The sequence below is a fragment of the Brevibacterium sp. 2SA genome, from assembly GCF_005502845.1.
Lineage (GTDB): Bacteria > Actinomycetota > Actinomycetes > Actinomycetales > Brevibacteriaceae > Brevibacterium.
In genome coordinates this window covers 62,490-78,247 of record NZ_SCMW01000006.1, presented here as the reverse complement: position 1 = coordinate 78,247, position 15,758 = coordinate 62,490, and the positions used below count along the sequence as shown (strand labels likewise).

At 66.7% G+C, this 15,758-nt stretch carries 14 protein-coding genes; 5 read left to right on the top strand and 9 right to left on the bottom strand.

Annotated features, from left to right (window positions below; genetic code table 11):
• Positions 1–59 precede the first annotated feature (59 nt).
• On the bottom strand, positions 60–788 hold the full coding sequence (locus FFS20_RS04435) for a methyltransferase domain-containing protein (protein ID WP_137824717.1): 729 nt from the start codon (positions 786–788) through the stop codon (positions 60–62).
• 175 nt (positions 789–963) lie between these two features.
• Between FFS20_RS04435 and FFS20_RS04430 the strand changes: the two genes are divergently transcribed.
• A complete protein-coding gene (locus FFS20_RS04430; RefSeq protein ID WP_137824716.1) occupies positions 964–2,271 on the top strand; it encodes a PhoH family protein in 1,308 nt (435 codons plus the stop codon).
• A gap of 77 nt (positions 2,272–2,348) precedes the next feature.
• On the opposite strand, the gene FFS20_RS04425 is transcribed toward FFS20_RS04430, so the two are convergent.
• The 3 genes from FFS20_RS04425 to glpX form a co-directional block, all read right to left on the bottom strand.
• Positions 2,349–3,752: a class II fumarate hydratase gene (locus FFS20_RS04425; RefSeq protein WP_137824715.1), complete on the bottom strand. Its 1,404-nt coding sequence runs from the start codon at positions 3,750–3,752 to the stop codon at positions 2,349–2,351.
• A gap of 79 nt (positions 3,753–3,831) precedes the next feature.
• Positions 3,832–4,458, bottom strand: a complete 627-nt coding sequence (locus FFS20_RS04420; protein ID WP_137824714.1) for a carbonic anhydrase — start codon at positions 4,456–4,458, stop codon at positions 3,832–3,834.
• A gap of 109 nt (positions 4,459–4,567) precedes the next feature.
• Positions 4,568–5,692: a class II fructose-bisphosphatase gene (gene glpX, locus FFS20_RS04415; RefSeq protein WP_137824713.1), complete on the bottom strand. Its 1,125-nt coding sequence runs from the start codon at positions 5,690–5,692 to the stop codon at positions 4,568–4,570.
• 331 nt (positions 5,693–6,023) lie between these two features.
• On the opposite strand from glpX, the gene FFS20_RS04410 reads away from it, so the two are divergent.
• Positions 6,024–6,593 carry a DUF4245 family protein gene (locus FFS20_RS04410; RefSeq protein ID WP_137824712.1) on the top strand — a complete coding sequence of 190 codons (570 nt, stop codon included), beginning with the start codon at positions 6,024–6,026 and terminating at the stop codon, positions 6,591–6,593.
• Positions 6,594–6,730: 137 nt separating this feature from the next.
• Here FFS20_RS04410 and FFS20_RS04405 read toward each other — a convergent pair whose 3' ends face one another.
• Both FFS20_RS04405 and xseA read right to left on the bottom strand, forming a co-directional pair.
• Positions 6,731–6,967: an exodeoxyribonuclease VII small subunit gene (locus FFS20_RS04405; RefSeq protein WP_137824711.1), complete on the bottom strand. Its 237-nt coding sequence runs from the start codon at positions 6,965–6,967 to the stop codon at positions 6,731–6,733.
• A 2-nt stretch (positions 6,968–6,969) separates the two neighbouring features.
• The gene (xseA, locus tag FFS20_RS04400) at positions 6,970–8,271 is read right to left on the bottom strand and encodes an exodeoxyribonuclease VII large subunit (RefSeq protein WP_137824710.1); all 1,302 of its coding nucleotides are present in this window, start codon (positions 8,269–8,271) and stop codon (positions 6,970–6,972) included.
• Positions 8,272–8,447: 176 nt separating this feature from the next.
• Here xseA and FFS20_RS04395 point away from each other — a divergent pair, with 176 nt between their 5' ends.
• Positions 8,448–9,506, top strand: coding sequence for a 4-hydroxy-3-methylbut-2-enyl diphosphate reductase (locus tag FFS20_RS04395; protein WP_137824749.1), 1,059 nt, complete (start codon positions 8,448–8,450; stop codon positions 9,504–9,506).
• An 87-nt stretch (positions 9,507–9,593) separates the two neighbouring features.
• Here FFS20_RS04395 and FFS20_RS04390 read toward each other — a convergent pair whose 3' ends face one another.
• Positions 9,594–10,760 (bottom strand): DNA recombination protein RmuC, encoded by a 1,167-nt coding sequence (locus FFS20_RS04390; protein ID WP_137824709.1) that lies wholly within the window; start codon positions 10,758–10,760, stop codon positions 9,594–9,596.
• A 72-nt stretch (positions 10,761–10,832) separates the two neighbouring features.
• Between FFS20_RS04390 and ychF the strand changes: the two genes are divergently transcribed.
• Positions 10,833–11,918 carry a redox-regulated ATPase YchF gene (gene ychF / locus FFS20_RS04385; protein ID WP_137824708.1) on the top strand — a complete coding sequence of 362 codons (1,086 nt, stop codon included), beginning with the start codon at positions 10,833–10,835 and terminating at the stop codon, positions 11,916–11,918.
• A 401-nt stretch (positions 11,919–12,319) separates the two neighbouring features.
• On the opposite strand, the gene FFS20_RS04380 is transcribed toward ychF, so the two are convergent.
• Both FFS20_RS04380 and FFS20_RS04375 read right to left on the bottom strand, forming a co-directional pair.
• Positions 12,320–13,363, bottom strand: coding sequence for a zinc-dependent alcohol dehydrogenase family protein (locus FFS20_RS04380; RefSeq protein WP_137824707.1), 1,044 nt, complete (start codon positions 13,361–13,363; stop codon positions 12,320–12,322).
• Positions 13,364–13,397: 34 nt separating this feature from the next.
• Positions 13,398–14,642 (bottom strand): MFS transporter, encoded by a 1,245-nt coding sequence (locus FFS20_RS04375; protein WP_137824706.1) that lies wholly within the window; start codon positions 14,640–14,642, stop codon positions 13,398–13,400.
• Positions 14,643–14,778: 136 nt separating this feature from the next.
• On the opposite strand from FFS20_RS04375, the gene FFS20_RS04370 reads away from it, so the two are divergent.
• Positions 14,779–15,660, top strand: a complete 882-nt coding sequence (locus FFS20_RS04370) for a helix-turn-helix transcriptional regulator (RefSeq protein WP_137824705.1) — start codon at positions 14,779–14,781, stop codon at positions 15,658–15,660.
• Positions 15,661–15,758 lie beyond the last annotated feature (98 nt).

The window sequence follows — 15,758 nt, the reverse complement described above, 5'->3', positions numbered from 1 at the left end:
CGGGCCCACGGCCTCGGCGGAGGCCGTCGGACCAACCGCCGCATCTGTGGCCGCCGGGCTCAGCGCTTCTGCGCGACGAACACCCATTCGGCTCCGGGACGGTCCGGTGCGTCCCGGATATCGCGGACGGCGAAACCGGTCGCCTCGAGCGCCGCGTTGACCTCTCCCTGCGTGTGGAACCGCAGCCGGGAGCGCGAACCGATGACGTCCCCGGTGGCCGCGAACCGGTAGAGGTGGGAGAACGAGACGAACGGCAGGTCGACCTGGCCCAGTGCCAGGGTCTCCGTGACCTCGCCGATGCCGTCGACGTCGAGGGTGCGCGGCTGGCGCCGTCCCCACGCCTCCCAGGCCCGGAGAGCGGGGTCGCGGGTCTCGACGACGAGGTGACCACCGCGGCGCAGACCCCGGGCACAGCCGGCGAACGCGACTCGCAGGTCGTCGAGGCCGAGGAAGACCTGAGCGACGTTGCCGGTCATCGTCACGAGATCGGCGACAGCTGTGGGGATGTCCGCTGCGGTGCCGACGCGGAGATCGATGCTGAGCCCCTCCGCGGCGGCGTGCGCCGTCGCCAGCTCGATCGAGGCCCGGGCCGGATCGATGCCGAGGACGTCGCGGCCGGTGCGGGCGAGCCTGCGGGCGAGCACTCCGGTGCCGCACCCGAGGTCGATGACCGCCGACGCCGCGACCTCCTCGGCGAGGGAGGTGTAGAGGTCGAGATCGTCGCGGGAGCCCTCGAAGGCATCGTAGACGGCGACGAGCTGCGGGTTCTCGAAGATCGCATCGGCCATGGGCCGAAACTATCACCCATCCCATTCATGCGAAGTTCATGACGCGGATGCGCGTGCCGGTACCGGGACACGCCCGAGACCGGGGTTAGGTTGGCTGTAGTTGGTCGACACCAACCCGGGGTTCGGGGGATGTCAGGACTTGGACCTCGGCGCTACGCACGCAACAGGGGTCCCCATGGCCGAAAAGGTCCACACATACGTTCTCGACACCTCGGTGCTTCTCTCGGATCCGGGAGCACTGCTGAGATTCGCAGAGCATCACATCGTCATCCCTCTCGTCGTGGTCTCGGAGCTCGAGGCGAAACGGCACCATCCTGAACTCGGTTTCACTGCCCGCAAGGCCCTCCACATCCTCGACGACTTCCGCTCCGACTACGATCGCCTCGACGAGCCGATCCCCGTCGGCGACGCCGGGGGCACGGTGCGCGTCGAACTCAACCACATCGACGCCTCGACGATGCCCGTCGGCTTCGACCGGTCGGAGAACGACACGCGGATCCTCGCGGTCGCCCGCAACCTCGCCGCGGAGGGCCACGACGTCGTCGTCGTGACGAAGGATGTGCCGATGCGCGTCAAGGCCTCGGCGCTCGGCCTCCAGGCCGAGGAGTACCTGGCCGAGCTCGCCACGGATTCGGGATTCACGGGGATGAGCGAACTCGCGCTCGGCGATGAGGAGATGTCGGAGTTCTACGACTCGGGGTCGATCCAGACCGCTGCGGTGGCCGACGAGGTCGTCAACACCGGGGTCGTCATCACCTCACCGCGAGGATCGGCTCTCGGCCGGGTGCGGGCGAACAACACGGTCAGCCTCGTGCGCGGGGATCGGGACATCTTCGGCGTCCACGGGCGTTCGGCCGAGCAGCGGGTGGCCATCGACATGCTGCTCGACGACGAGCTGGGCATCGTGTCGCTGGGAGGGCGAGCCGGAACGGGGAAGTCCGCGCTCGCTCTCATGGCGGGGCTGCAGAAGGTGCTCGAGGAGAACAAGCACTCGAAGATCATGGTCTTCCGCCCGCTCTACGCGGTCGGCGGCCAGAACCTCGGCTATCTGCCCGGCAGCGAGGGGGAGAAGATGAACCCCTGGGCCGAGGCGGTCTTCGACACGCTCAGCGCACTGGTGAGCAAGAACGTCATCGACGAGGTCGTCAACCGGGGGATCCTCGAGGTGCTGCCGCTCACGCATATCCGCGGGCGGTCGCTCCATGATGCGTTCGTCATCGTCGATGAGGCGCAGTCGCTCGAACGCAATGTGCTGCTCACGGTGCTCTCGCGCATCGGCATGAACTCGAAGGTCGTGCTCACCCATGATGTCGCGCAGCGGGACAATCTGCGGGTGGGGCGCCATGACGGGATCGCCGCGGTCATCGAGAAGCTCAAAGGCCACGACCTCTTCTCCCACGTCACGCTCACCCGATCGGAGCGCTCGGACATCGCCGCCCTCGTCACCGACGTTCTCGAGGAGTTCGACCCGTTTCGATCCTAGGGTGTGCTCAGACGCGACAGCGCCCGCCGGCGGTCGGAGGGGACCGGCGGCGGGCGCTGTGCGGAGATCGGGTCAGCTCACTTGTAGGTGCCGATCATCGTCATGACATCGAGCGCCTTGTCGAGGTCGGCCTCGGTGATCGAGCCGTTCTCGACGAAGCCGAGGTCGATCGTCGCCTCCTTGACGGTCATCTTGTTCGCGACCGCGTGCTTGGCGATCTTCGCGGCGTTCTCGTAGCCGATGACCTTGTTGAGCGGGGTGACGATCGACGGGGACGCCTCGGCGAGGAAGCGCGCCCGTTCGACGTTGGCGGTGAGCCCGTCGATCATCTTCTCCGCCATCACCGTCGAGGCGTTGGCGAGCAGGCGGATCGACTCGAGGAGGTTCGAGGCCATGACGGGGATGCCGACGTTGAGCTCGAAGGCACCGTTCGTCGACGACAGGGCCACGGTCGTGTCGTTGCCGATGACCTGGGCTGCGACCTGGATCGTCGCTTCGCAGATGACCGGGTTGACCTTGCCGGGCATGATCGAGGACCCGGGCTGGAGGTCGGGGATGGCGATCTCGCCGAGGCCGGTGTTCGGTCCCGAGCCCATCCACCGCAGATCGTTGCAGATCTTCATGTAGCCGTAGGCGATCGTGCGCAGCTGACCCGAGGCCTCGATGAGGCCGTCGCGGTTGGCCTGAGCCTCGAAGTGGTTGCGGGCCTCGGTGATCGGCAGGCCGGTCTCCTCGGCGAGTATCTCGACGACGCGCGAGGAGAACCCGTCAGGGGTGTTGATGCCGGTGCCCACGGCGGTGCCGCCCTGCGGCACCTCGGCGACGCGGGGGAGCGCCGATTCGATGCGCTCGATGCCGTAGCGGACCTGCGCGGCGTAGCCGCCGAACTCCTGGCCGAGGGTGACCGGGGTGGCGTCCATGAGGTGGGTGCGCCCGGACTTGACGACCGAGGCGAACTCCTCGGCCTTCTTCTCCAGCGACGTCGCCAGCGTGTCCATGGCCGGGATGAGCGTGGTCACCAGGGCCTTCGTCACGGCGACGTGGACCGAGGTGGGGAAGACGTCGTTCGACGACTGCGAGGCGTTGACGTGGTCGTTGGGGTGGACGTCGATGCCCTTGTCGGCCAGGGCCTTCGTCGCCAGCGTCGCGAGCACCTCGTTGGTGTTCATGTTCGACGAGGTGCCGGATCCGGTCTGGAAGACGTCGATGGGGAACTGCGCATCGTGCTTGCCGGCGATGACCTCGTCGGCGGCGTTCTCGATCGCCTCGGCACGGTCGGCGTCGAGGACGCCGAGTTCGCGGTTGGCCTTGGCTGCGGCCTTCTTCACCTGCGCGAGGGCGGCGATGTGCGCGGATTCGAGGGTCTTGCCGGAGATCGGGAAGTTCTCGACGGCGCGCTGGGTCTGCGCGCTGTAGAGGGCGTCCTTGGGAACCTTCACTTCACCCATGGTGTCGTGTTCGATGCGGAACTCTTCGCTCATGCTTGGGCACTGTCCTTTCGTGATGGTGGTGTGGCCGCGACGTGCGGACGCCGCGGCGCCCTCACGTTCCGGCCACGGGTCAGGAGGCGTAGGTCGAGACCGCGGCCTCGTCGCCTCCGTACTGGGCGACGACGGTCGTGTGACCGTCGTGGAGCTGGTAGGTCATGCCGACGATGATGAGTCGGCCCTCCTCGACGGCGCGGGAGATCAGCGTGGAGAGCTGCATGATCTTCTCGACGGTGTCGATGGTGTTCTGCACGACCGTCTCATTGACGGTGGTGCGGTGGTTCTTCCGCGCCCGGGCCACGGTCGGGAGAATGCGGGCGACGACGTCGGAGATGAACCCGGGCGGGGTCTCCCCGGTGTCGTAGGCGTTGTAGGCCGCCGTCACGGCCCCGCAGCTGTCGTGGCCGAGGACGACGAGCAGCGGAGTGCCGAGCATTTCGACCCCGTACTCGAGCGAACCGAGGGTGACGGGGTCGATGACCTGTCCGGCGTTGCGCACGACGAACATGTCACCGATCCCGACGTCGAAGATCATCTCCGCGGCCACTCGGGAGTCGGCGCAGCCGAAGAGGGTGACGAACGGCTTCTGGTCGGCCGTCACCGCCTCGCGGCGCGCCGTGTCCTGGTTGGGATGTTCGGGCTCGTCGTTGACGAACCGGCGGTTGCCTTCCTGCAAGCGCTTCCAAGCCTGATTGGGCATTGCGTCCTGAACCTGCTTCCCTGGGCCGGTGATGGTGGAGCGAGCGGAATCGCACTCGCTGTGTCTGGGTCCGGCGCCGGGGATGCCGACGCCGGTGATGGAGTCCGGGTCAGACGAGTCCGCGGCGGGCGGCCTCTTCGGCGGCCTCGACGTAGGAGTGGGTCTTCGCCGACTGGTGTTCGGCGAAGACCGAGCGCACGGTGCCGGACTTCGACCGCATGACGAGCGAATGCGTCGAGACGTGGCTGCCGTGGAACTTCACGCCGTCGAGCAGATCGCCCTGGGTGATGCCGGTGGCGACGAAGTAGCAGTTGTCCCCGGTCACGAGGTCATCGGTGCCGAGCACCTGGTCGATGTCGAGGCCGGCCTTCGCCGCGGCTTCGCGCTCACTGTCGTCCTGCGGCCACAGGCGGCCCTGGATGACGCCGCCGAGGGCCTTGATCGCACACGCGGTGATGATGCCCTCCGGGGTGCCGCCGATGCCCATGAGCATGTCGACGCCCGTGTCGGGGCGGCAGGCGGCGATGGCGCCGGCGACGTCGCCGTCGGTGATGAGGCGGATGCGGGCGCCGGCGGCGCGGATCTCCGCGATCGTCTTCTCGTGGCGGGGGCGGTCGAGGATCATCACCGTCACCGAGGCGGGATCCTTCGTACCCTTGGCCTTGGCGACGCGGCGGATGTTCTCCGCGATCGGCAGGCGCAGGTCGACGGCGTCAGCGGCGGCGGGCCCGGTGACGAGCTTCTCCATGTAGAACACGGCCGACGGGTCGTACATCGCGCCGTCTTCGGTCACGGCCATGACGGAGATCGCGTTGGGCATGCCGAGCGCGGTCAGTCGGGTGCCGTCGATCGGGTCGACGGCGACATCGCAGCGGGCTCCGCCGCCGTCGCCGACCTGCTCGCCGTTGAAGAGCATCGGCGCTTCGTCCTTCTCGCCTTCGCCGATGACGACGGTTCCGGCCATCCGGACGCTGGAGATGACATTGCGCATCGCGGCCACGGCTGCGCCGTCGGCGGCGTTCTTGTCCCCGCGGCCCACCCAGGGGGCGGCGGCGATGGCGGCGGCTTCGGTGACGCGCACGAGTTCGAGGGCGAGGTTGCGGTCGGGAGCGTCGGCTCCGACCTGGGCCTGCTGGGACCATGCGTCGGTGACTGCGACGGGTGGCGCTTCCGCGTCCACTCGGCCCCGATCATGATGCGATTTCACGTCAACTGAATCCTGTGGGTCACTCATGCCTCCAATTGTGCCACCCTCCTCAGGTGGTCTCCGACACCTCCTCGGTGAGTGCTGACACCCAATTGATGAGTACTGACACCTCATTGATGAGTACTGGCACCTCCTCGGGTGTGCGCCGACAGCGGGGCCCGGCACGTGGCCGAGTGCCGGTCGCCGAACGGTGAGCCCGTGCGCCAGGCGTCAGTGGCACCACCGCGCCGGGCGTCAGCGGCGCTGCCGATTGGCTCCTGGTGGGCCGCGCGGGGACAATGGAGGGGTGAATGTCCGTTCCACCACCGACGAAACGGGTTCCCGGCAGCAGCAGGGGACCGGCCGTGAGGGAGTTTCCATGTCCGACCAGTCCGGAGTCGTCCTTCCCGGGTCGCGGGAAGAGATGCGTCTGCTGCGGAAGAACTCGAACTGGGTGAACATGACCGTGGCGATCATGGCGTGCCTGGCGCTCGTCGGCGGTGTACTCCTCCTTGCTCCGCAGCCGGAGGTCAACTCCGAGCGGGTCGTCGACTATCGCGCGATCGCCGAGGTGTCCCAGTCGAACACGGACTATCCACTCGTCGTTCCCGACGTGCCGTCGGGGTGGACGTCGAACGAAGCCAACCTCGATCGCATCGGCGACACCGGCGTCACCTCGTGGTACGTCTCGTTCCTCGGGCCCGACGATCAGTGGGTGAGCATCGAGCAGGCGCAGGCGTCGCAGGCGTGGGCCGACGGGAGGGTCAAAGATGCGACCGCCGCCGAGACCGTCGATGTCAGCGGCTACACCTACCAGGTGTACCGGACCGATGATGCGAAGGTGCAGTGGGTGACGTCGAAGGGCGACGTCTTCGTCGTCATCACGGCCATCGCCACTCCGGACACGGTCAACTACTTCGCCGATCAGGTGTCAGCCGACCTCGCCTGAGCCGACAGATCGCCTGAGTGGGCACCGCGCCACTGTTGCGTACGGTGCCCTGACTGCCTGCGCTTGCATGGGCCGCGCGTGACCGCGGCCCGCGGTCGGATCCAAGCCGTCGCCGGGCACCGGGGACGGCTGAACCGTCATTCGTCGTCGGTGCTGTCCTCGTGGGCCTTGTCGAGGCGTTCGCGCGCACCGTCGAGCCACGCCTGGCACCGGTCGGCCAGTGCCTCGCCGCGTTCCCACAGCCGCAGCGACTCCTCGAGGGGCAGGTTGCCGGCCTCGAGGCGCTTGACCGTGGTGACGAGTTCCTCGCGCGCCTGTTCGTAGCTCAGTGTGCTGATGTCGGGTTCGCTCTGCTGGGTGGCGGGTTCGGTCATGGTCAGCTCCTTGTCTCTTCTGTGGCATCGTCGATGGTCGTCACCTCGGCGTCGAAGCGTCCGCGGGCGACTCTGATATGGACGGTCGATCCGGTGTGGACTTCGTCGGCATCGCGCACGGCCTGGCCGCTGTCCGTCTGCACAACGGCGTAGCCGCGTTCGAGCGTGCGCAGCGGCGAGAGCGACCGGGCCTGCGACCGCAGGTGGTTGATCTCGTTCTGTCCCTGGTTGAGCTGACCGAACATCGCCTGCAGGCTGCGGCGCCGGAGCATGAGGAGTTCGTCCTCCCGGGCGTCGACGATCGTCTGGGGTTCGGCGAGGACGGGTCGCGAGCGCACGGCGGTGAGCATCTCCTGCTCGCGGTCGATGATGCGATTGACTGCGGAATCGAGCATGGCCCGGGCATTGAGGATGCCCATGGCTTCCTCGGCGACGTCGGGGACGATGCGCTTGGCGGCATCGGTCGGTGTCGAGGCGCGGAGATCAGCGACCTCGTCGAGGATGGGACGGTCGGCTTCATGGCCGATCGCCGAGACGACCGGTGTCTGAGCATTGGACACGGCGCGGACCAGCGCTTCGTTGGAGAACGGGAGGAGGTCCTCCATGCTGCCGCCGCCGCGGGCGATGACGATGACGTCGATCGACGGGTCCGCGTCGAGCTCGGCGAGGTTCTTCATCACTCCGGGCACGGCGTCAGGCCCCTGCACCGCGGTGTTGCGGATCTCGAATTCGGCGGCGGGCCAGCGGAGGTGGACATTGCGCACGACGTCCTTCTGGGCGTCGGAGTCGCGTCCGGTGATCAGCCCGATGCGGTTCGGGAGGAACGGCAGACGCTTCTTGCGGTTGGGATCGAACAGGCCTTCGGCGGCGAGCTGCTTCTTCAGTCGTTCGAGACGAGCGAGCAGCTCGCCGAGGCCGACGGCGCGGATGTCGTTGGCGCGCATCGTCAGACGGCCGGTCTTCGTCCAGAAGTCGGCTTTGAGGTTCGCGACCACATGGCTGCCTTCGGACAGCTGTGCTCCCGTGCGGTCGAGGACGTTCTTCCAGATCTGGACGGGCAGGGACATCTCGACGTCGGTGTCGCGCAGCGTGAGGTAACTGGCCTTGCCGCGGTGGTTGAGCTCAACGACCTGGCCTTCGATCCACACGCTCGACATGCGGTCGATGTAGGACTTCATCTTGTTCGACAGAACACTGAGCGGCCACGGGTTCTCCGCTGTGGTCTCCGCCGCCGTCGCCGGCAGCTCCTGCGGGTCGACGGACTCGCCGAGCGTCCCGGGGGTGCCGGATATTCGTTGCGCCATGTCATCTCCTTGTCCCGACCCAGCCTAACGAACGCCTCGGACATGGACGGTCAGCGCTGCCGGGCGGGTCCCGGGCAGCCGTCGGGCAAGGCAACTGCCTGTGGAATGGTTCACCTTTGTGGCCCACGCACAGCCCCGACACTTAGACTGTCCCTGTGACTGCCGTTTCTGTTCCCATGCCCACGATCCCGCGCAAGCGCATCGCCCCGGACGCTATTCGGACCCCGGCCGGCAGCGAGCAGAAGGTGCTGCTCGCCGCTCCGCGCGGTTACTGCGCTGGCGTCGATCGCGCCGTGATCGCGGTCGAACGCGCGCTCGAGCACTACGGTGCTCCCGTCTATGTGCGCAAGGAGATCGTCCACAACCGGCACGTCGTCGAAACGCTTTCGGAGCGCGGTGCGGTCTTCGTCAATGAGACCGATGAGGTTCCCGAGGGCGCCCGGGTCGTGTTCTCCGCTCACGGTGTCTCCCCGGCCGTTCACGCCGAGGCGGCCGCCCGCGATCTCGCGACGATCGACGCGACGTGCCCGCTGGTGACGAAGGTCCACCGGGAGGCTGTCCGGTTCGCCCGCGACGGCTACCGCATCCTCCTCGTCGGCCATGCCGGTCACGAAGAGGTCGAAGGCACGATGGGCGAGGCTCCGGATCACATCACGCTCATCCAGAACCCGGAGGAAGCGAAGACCGTCGAGGTCGAGGACACCGAGAACCTCGTGTGGATCTCGCAGACGACGCTGAGCGTCGATGAGACCATGGCGACCGTCGACATCCTCCGTCAGCGCTTCCCGCAACTGCAGGATCCGCCGAGCGATGACATCTGCTACGCCACCCAGAACCGTCAGGTTGCGGTGAAGAAGATCGCCCCGCAGGCCGATCTCGTGCTCGTCGTCGGGTCGGCGAACTCATCGAACTCGGTGCGCCTCGTCGAGGTCGCCCTTGAGCACGGTGCGAAGGCGGCCCACCGCATCGACTTCGCCCGTGAAGTCGACGAGACCTGGTTCCACGACGTCGCGACCGTCGGCGTCACCTCGGGGGCGAGTGTCCCCGACGGCCTCGTGCAGGAGCTGCTCGGACTCCTCGCCGACTACGGCTTCTCCTCGGTCGAGGAAGTCGTCACCGCCGAAGAGGATCTCATGTTCTCGCTGCCGCGGGAACTGCGCAAGGACCTCAAGGCGGCAGGCAAGAAGACGTCGAACAAGCGCGACGGCGCTGACCGTCAGCACGACATCATCTGAACTGTTCGACCCTTCACCGGACGCGTGAGCCGTTCGACCCCTCACCGGACGCGCTGATCGGACGAATCGCGCATCTGTGTGCTCGTCTCAGTCGGTGCCGGTATGTCGCCTCCTCAGCAGTGTCGGATCGTCTGCGCCGAAGCTCGGGCGTGAGAGCTCCGCAGCACTGACCCCCCGCGTTCGGGAGTCGAGTTCGGCGACCGCGTCGAGTTCCTCGCTGACGATGCCCGTCGACGGGAACTTGCGCGCCGTGACGAGGAAGCGCGACTCGAACGAGGAGACGAACCGGTTGTAGTCCTCCACGGAGCGGTCGAGGCTCGACCCCATCTTCGACACATGCGAGACGAGCGTGCCGACGCGTTCGTAGAGTTCCGTGCCGAGACGCAGGACCTCAGCCGCCGACGTGCTCATCTCCGCCTGACGCCAATTGAGCGCGATGGTCTTGAGCAGGACGAGGAGCGTGGCAGGAGAGGTGAGGACGACGTTCTTGCCCAGGGCATGATCGATCATCTTCGGATAGGTCGCGGCCGCGGCGGAGAGCAGGCCGTCGGTGGGAACGAAGCACACGACGAAATCCGGTGCGGTCTCGAACGCCTTCCAGTACTCCTTCGACGCGAGCGCATCGACATGGCGCAGGAGCGCGCGAGCATGGCTGCCGTCGGCCTCCTCTCCCTCGCCGATCCGCGCCGACAGCGGGGTCTTCGCATCGATGACGATGGTGCCTCCGCCGGGCAGGTGCACGATCATGTCGGGACGGTGGCGCTGTCCATCGCGTTCGACGCTGACCTGCGCATCGAAGTCGACGTGGGGGAGGAGCCCCGCGTATTCGACGATGCGCCGCAGCTGCACCTCGCCCCAATCGCCGCGCTGAGTTGTGGAGTTCAGGGCATTCGCGAGTGACCCGGTCGATTCCTGCAGCCGCAGATTCTGCTGGCTCAGGTGCGAGATCTGGGCGTTGAGCCGGGTGATCTGCTCGACCTGAGCCCTGTCCTGAGTGCGGACGCTCTCATGCAGCTGTCGGACACTGGCGGCGAGGGGCCCGATGGCCGCGGTGATCTCGCTGGCCATCTGGGCGTCGGCTTCGAGGTCCTCGGTCCGGGTGGAGAGGAGCTGGGAGGTCGTCTCCGCGCGGGTCAGGCGTTCGACGTAGCGGGAGCGGGTGAGGGCGCGACCGAGGAGGAACCCGAGGGCAGCGCTGAGGACGATCGCCAGGAAGAAGGCGACGATGACGCCGGCGGCGGGAAATGCATTCATGACTTCAGGGTGACAGACGGCACGGACACGAGGATTCGGGACCGCCTCGGCGCCGGGATAGACTTGACTACCGTGGCACTGACAATCGGAATCGTGGGACTGCCCAATGTCGGCAAGTCGACCATGTTTAATGCACTGACCAAGAACCAGGTTCTCGCGGCGAACTATCCGTTTGCGACGATCGAGCCGAATGTGGGCGTTGTGCCCCTGCCGGATGCGCGGCTGACGCGCCTGGCCGAGATCTTCGGGTCGGAGCGGATCCTCAACGCGACCGTCGACTTCGTCGACATCGCCGGAATCGTGCGCGGTGCCTCCGAGGGTGAGGGGCTGGGCAATCAGTTCCTCGCGAACATCCGCGAAGCCGACGCGATCTGCCAGGTCATCCGCGGTTTCGTCGATGACGATGTCGTCCACGTCGACGGCAAGATCAGTCCGGCCGATGACATCGACACGATCAACACCGAGCTCATCCTCGCCGATCTCCAGACCCTGGAGAAGGCGCGCCCGCGGATCGAGAAGGACGTCAAGGGCAAGCGGGCGCCGGCCGAGTTGCTCACGGCGATGGATGCGGCCACGGAGATCCTCGAGAGCGGGCGGACGCTCTACCAGGCGATGCATACGGACAAGTTCGACGTCTCGCCGCTGCGGGAGCTGCAGCTGATGACGACGAAGCCGTTCCTCTACGTCTTCAATGTCGACGACGAGGTGCTCGGCGATGAGGCGAAGAAGGACGAGATGCGGGCGCTGGTGGCCCCGGTCGAGGCGATCTTCCTCGATGCGAAGTTCGAGTCCGAGCTCGCTGAGCTCGACGAGGACGAGGCGCGGGAGATGCTCGAGTCGACGGGTCAGGAGGAGAGCGGACTCGATCAGCTCGCTCGCGTCGGGTTCGACACGCTCGGTCTCCAGACCTATCTGACCGCGGGGCCGAAGGAATCGCGCGCGTGGACGATCCCGAAGGGGGCGACGGCCCCCGAGGCGGCCGGAGTCATCCACACTGACTTCCAGAAGGGCTTCATCAAGGCTGAGGTCGTCTCCTTCGACGATCTCGACGCCACCGGCTCGATGGCGGCCGCCAAGTCCGCCGGCAAGGTGCGGATGGAAGGCAAGGACTACGTCATGGTCGACGGGGACGTCGTGGAGTTCCGGTTCAACGTCTAGTTCGCTTCTTCTGATTCCGACGGACGAACTGTTCGCTGCGGCGCCTGAGTTCGAGGATGCCCAGTTCCTGGTTGTGGAGCTGCGTCGGCGCGGTGACTCGAAGTGTGTCAACAGCACGATCGCGATGTCATGGCCCTTGATCACCTCGAGCACCGTCATCACCTCGCCGAAGTCGACTTTCTCCAACTCCTCGCGGGGAGCTGTGAGCGGCGTGGGCGAGCACGACACGGTCGATGCCCGGGGCCGCCGCTTCGATGAAAGCCGGGTCGGTGGCGTCGGCAGCGAACAGCGCGACGCGGGAGGACAGGAACTCCCGGTCCTCGCAGCGGACGAGTGCGCGGATGGCGAGGCCGTTTGTCGTCGCAACGGCGGGCAGTGCAACTCCGCCGCCGCTCACAGGGTTACGGACGGATAAGGACCTTCAGACTCCGTCGCTCGTCCATGTCTCGGTATCCGCCCGGGACGCCGTCGAGATCCGTATCGACATCGAAGACCTTGCCGGGGTTGATGGTGCCGTCGAGGATGTCAGGCATGAGTTCCTCGATGTAAGCGCGGACCGGAGCGGGTCCGCCGGCGAGGCGGATGTTGTGCCGGAACAGGCTGCCGAATCCGATCGGGGCGTCTTCGTACTGCGGGACACCGACTCGGCTGATCACATCGCCTGGGCGGACGACGCCGAGCGCCTGCTCGTAAGCCGGCAAATGGCCGACGGCCTCGAGCACGGCGTGGGCGCCGTGGCCGGCGGTGAGGTCTCGGACCTTCGCGATGCCCTCCTCGCCGCGCTCGGCGACGATGTCGGTGGCCCCGAACTCGCGTCCGAGGCTGGTGCGGCCAGTGTGACGACCCATCAGGATGATCTGTTCTGCGCCGAGTCGCTTGGCGGACAGGACTGCCATGAGGCCGACCGCGCCGTCGCCGATCACCGTCACGCGCTGACCGGGCGTGACTCCGGCCATCTTCGCGGCGTGGTGACCGGTGCCGAGCACGTCGGCCAGGGTCAGCAGCGAGGGGACGAGCGCTGAGTCTTCGGCGACGGGCAACTTCACCAGGGTGCCGTCCGCGAGCGGAATGCGGATGGCTTCGGCCTGGCCGCCCTCGTCGGCGATGCCGTCGAGGAAAGTCGCCTCGTGGTGGATGCAGGAGGTCTGGAGACTCTCACGGCAGAACTCGCACACGTTGTCCGAGATAGCGAACGGGGAGACGACCAGATCGCCCTTCTTCAGAGTGGTGACCTCGCTGCCGAGATCTTCGATTACGCCGATGAGCTCGTGGCCCATGCGGGCAGGGCCGTTCTCATGGGTCATCTGGTGGTAGGGGTGCAGGTCTGAGCCGCAGATGCAGGACGCGGTGACACGCACCAGAGCGTCTGTCGGATGCTTGATGATCGAGTCGGGGACATCCTCGATCCGGACGTCGCCTGCTTTGTACATGAGCGTTGCGCGCATGGTGTGTTCTCCTTCGTGGGGTGATGTTGAGTGGTCAGACGGACCGGGTTGGCTCGGCGATGCTTCTGCGTGTCATGACCGCGAGGACGAATGCCGGAATCAGGGACAGCGCGACGATCACCGTGCCCACGACCGGGGGACCGGACAGGCCCAGCGAAGTGGTCAGGGTGGCTCCGGCGATGGTGGTGCCGATGGCGGTACCGGCGTTGAATGCTGCGACAGCGAGTCCTGAGCCGAGAGTGGCCGCGCGGCCGGCGTAGCCGACGGCGAGGTGGATGAGCACACTGTTGGCGCTGAGTCCGAATGCCCCCAGCAGCACGACGAGCACGACGGTGGTCCAGGTCGACCCAGGCAGCAGGGCCATCGCCAGCAGCACGAGCGTCGTCAGCGCGGGGGCCGCGATCGTCACGGCGTGGGCATGCTTGTCGCCCAGTAGTCCGCCGAGCAGGGTGCCGAGGAAGGAGCAGATGCCGAAACCTGCCAGCACCAGCGGCACGAGACCAGCAGAAACTCCGGCCTGGATGGTGAGAATCGGTGCGATGAACGAGTACGCGGCGAGCACGCCGCCCGTGGTGGTCAGGCAGGCGGCCAACACGAGCCAGAGGCGCGGTGTTCGCAGATCCGCGAGCCCGGACAGCATGGAAGACTCCTCGGGCTGTGCCTCGTCCGCCGGGACCAGTCGGGCGACGAATACCACGGCGACCGCCGCGGCGATCCCGAGCGCCCAGAAGGTGCCCCGCCAGCCCACATGTTGGGCGAGGTACGCTCCGATCGGAACTCCAAGCACTGTGGCCAGCGAACCTCCGGCGGCGACCACTCCCACCGCGGAGGACTTCAACGACGAGCCGACGACGTTCGAGGCCACGACTGCGGAGACGGCCCAGAAGGCGCCGGTGGCGAGTGCGGTGACGAAGCGCGCGCCGGTGAGGACTGTGAGGTCCTCGGCGAGCGCGACGACCAGATGCCCGGCGACGAACACGATCAGTGCGATGAGGAGCGTGAGCTTCTTCGACAGCCGCAATGTCACCATAGTCAGCAGCGGTGCGCCGATGACCATGCCGGTTGCGAACACTGTGATCAATGACCCGGCTTGGCCGAGCGAGATGTCCAGGTCGCCGGCGATCTCGGGCAGGATGCCCGCGATCACGAACTCGGTCGTGAGCATCAGGAACGTGCCCAGCGCCAGGACGTAGACGACGAGCGGAAGGCGGAGTTTTGGCGTGTCGTCACTGGGTGCGGTTTGCGTCGGGATGAAAGCCGTGGCGGCTTCGTTGTGCATGGATACCTCGTTGACGGTTGGACTATGTTTGCTCGATATCCATTTGGCATCCGTTCGCGCAGGCGGGGAAGGTCGAGTTCATAGGGGGTAGAAGATCGACCCCCTTCGCGCATGGGAACCCTTCTACTCTTGAACCATGGACAATCGCGACGACATCAAAGGCTTCCTCGCCAGCCGCCGCGCGAAGCTGACGCCCGATATGGTCGGGCTTCCTACCGGCACTCGCCGGCGTGTGCCGGGACTGCGCCGCGAAGAGGTCGCTGTTCTCGCCGGGGTGAGCACCGAGTGGTACACCCGCCTGGAGAAGGGCCACATCGGCGAAGTGTCTGCCGAGGTCCTCGACGCGGTCGCCGCAGCGCTGCGACTCGATGACGACGAACGCACTTACCTGAACGACCTCGCTCGCGCCGCCAAGCCCACCCACCGGAGGTCTGTCCGTCGCCGCGACGTCCCGATCGCGCCACAGGTACAGTGGATGCTCGACTCGATCACCGGCTCCGCCGCTTTCGTGCGCAATGGACGCCTCGACGTCATCGGCTCCAATGCCCTCGGTCGCGCTCTGCACTCACCGATGTTCGCCAGCCCTACCTCTGTGGATGGGACAGCGAACTTCGCCCGCTACCACTTCCTCGACGAAGGATCCAAGGACTTCTTCATCGACTGGGAGTCAGGAGCCGCCGCGACCGTGGCGCTCCTACGGGCCGAGGCCGGACGCGATCCTTACGATAAGATCCTGCGAGAGCTCATCGGCGAGCTGTCCACGGCAAGTGAGGCGTTCTCCGCATACTGGGCCTCCCATGACATCCGCATCCGCCACGAAGGCACTAAGCTCCTGCAGCACCCCGAGGTTGGCGAGATCGAATTGACATACCAGTCAGTCGGTCTCCCCACGGGCAAGCGCACCCGGCATGACCTGTCGATCTACACGGCTGAACCCGGCTCGCCGCACGAGGAAAGCTTGAAGCTGCTGTCGACCTTGGCGGCTCCAAGCGAGGGAGCGCACCCGACGACGCGCTGACGGCTGACGCGCGTCAGCCAAGCTGTAGAGGCTGGAATGTGGTGGAGTTCCGGTTCAACGTGTAGTCGCGTTCCGGTTCACCCTCAGTCTTGCTGCTG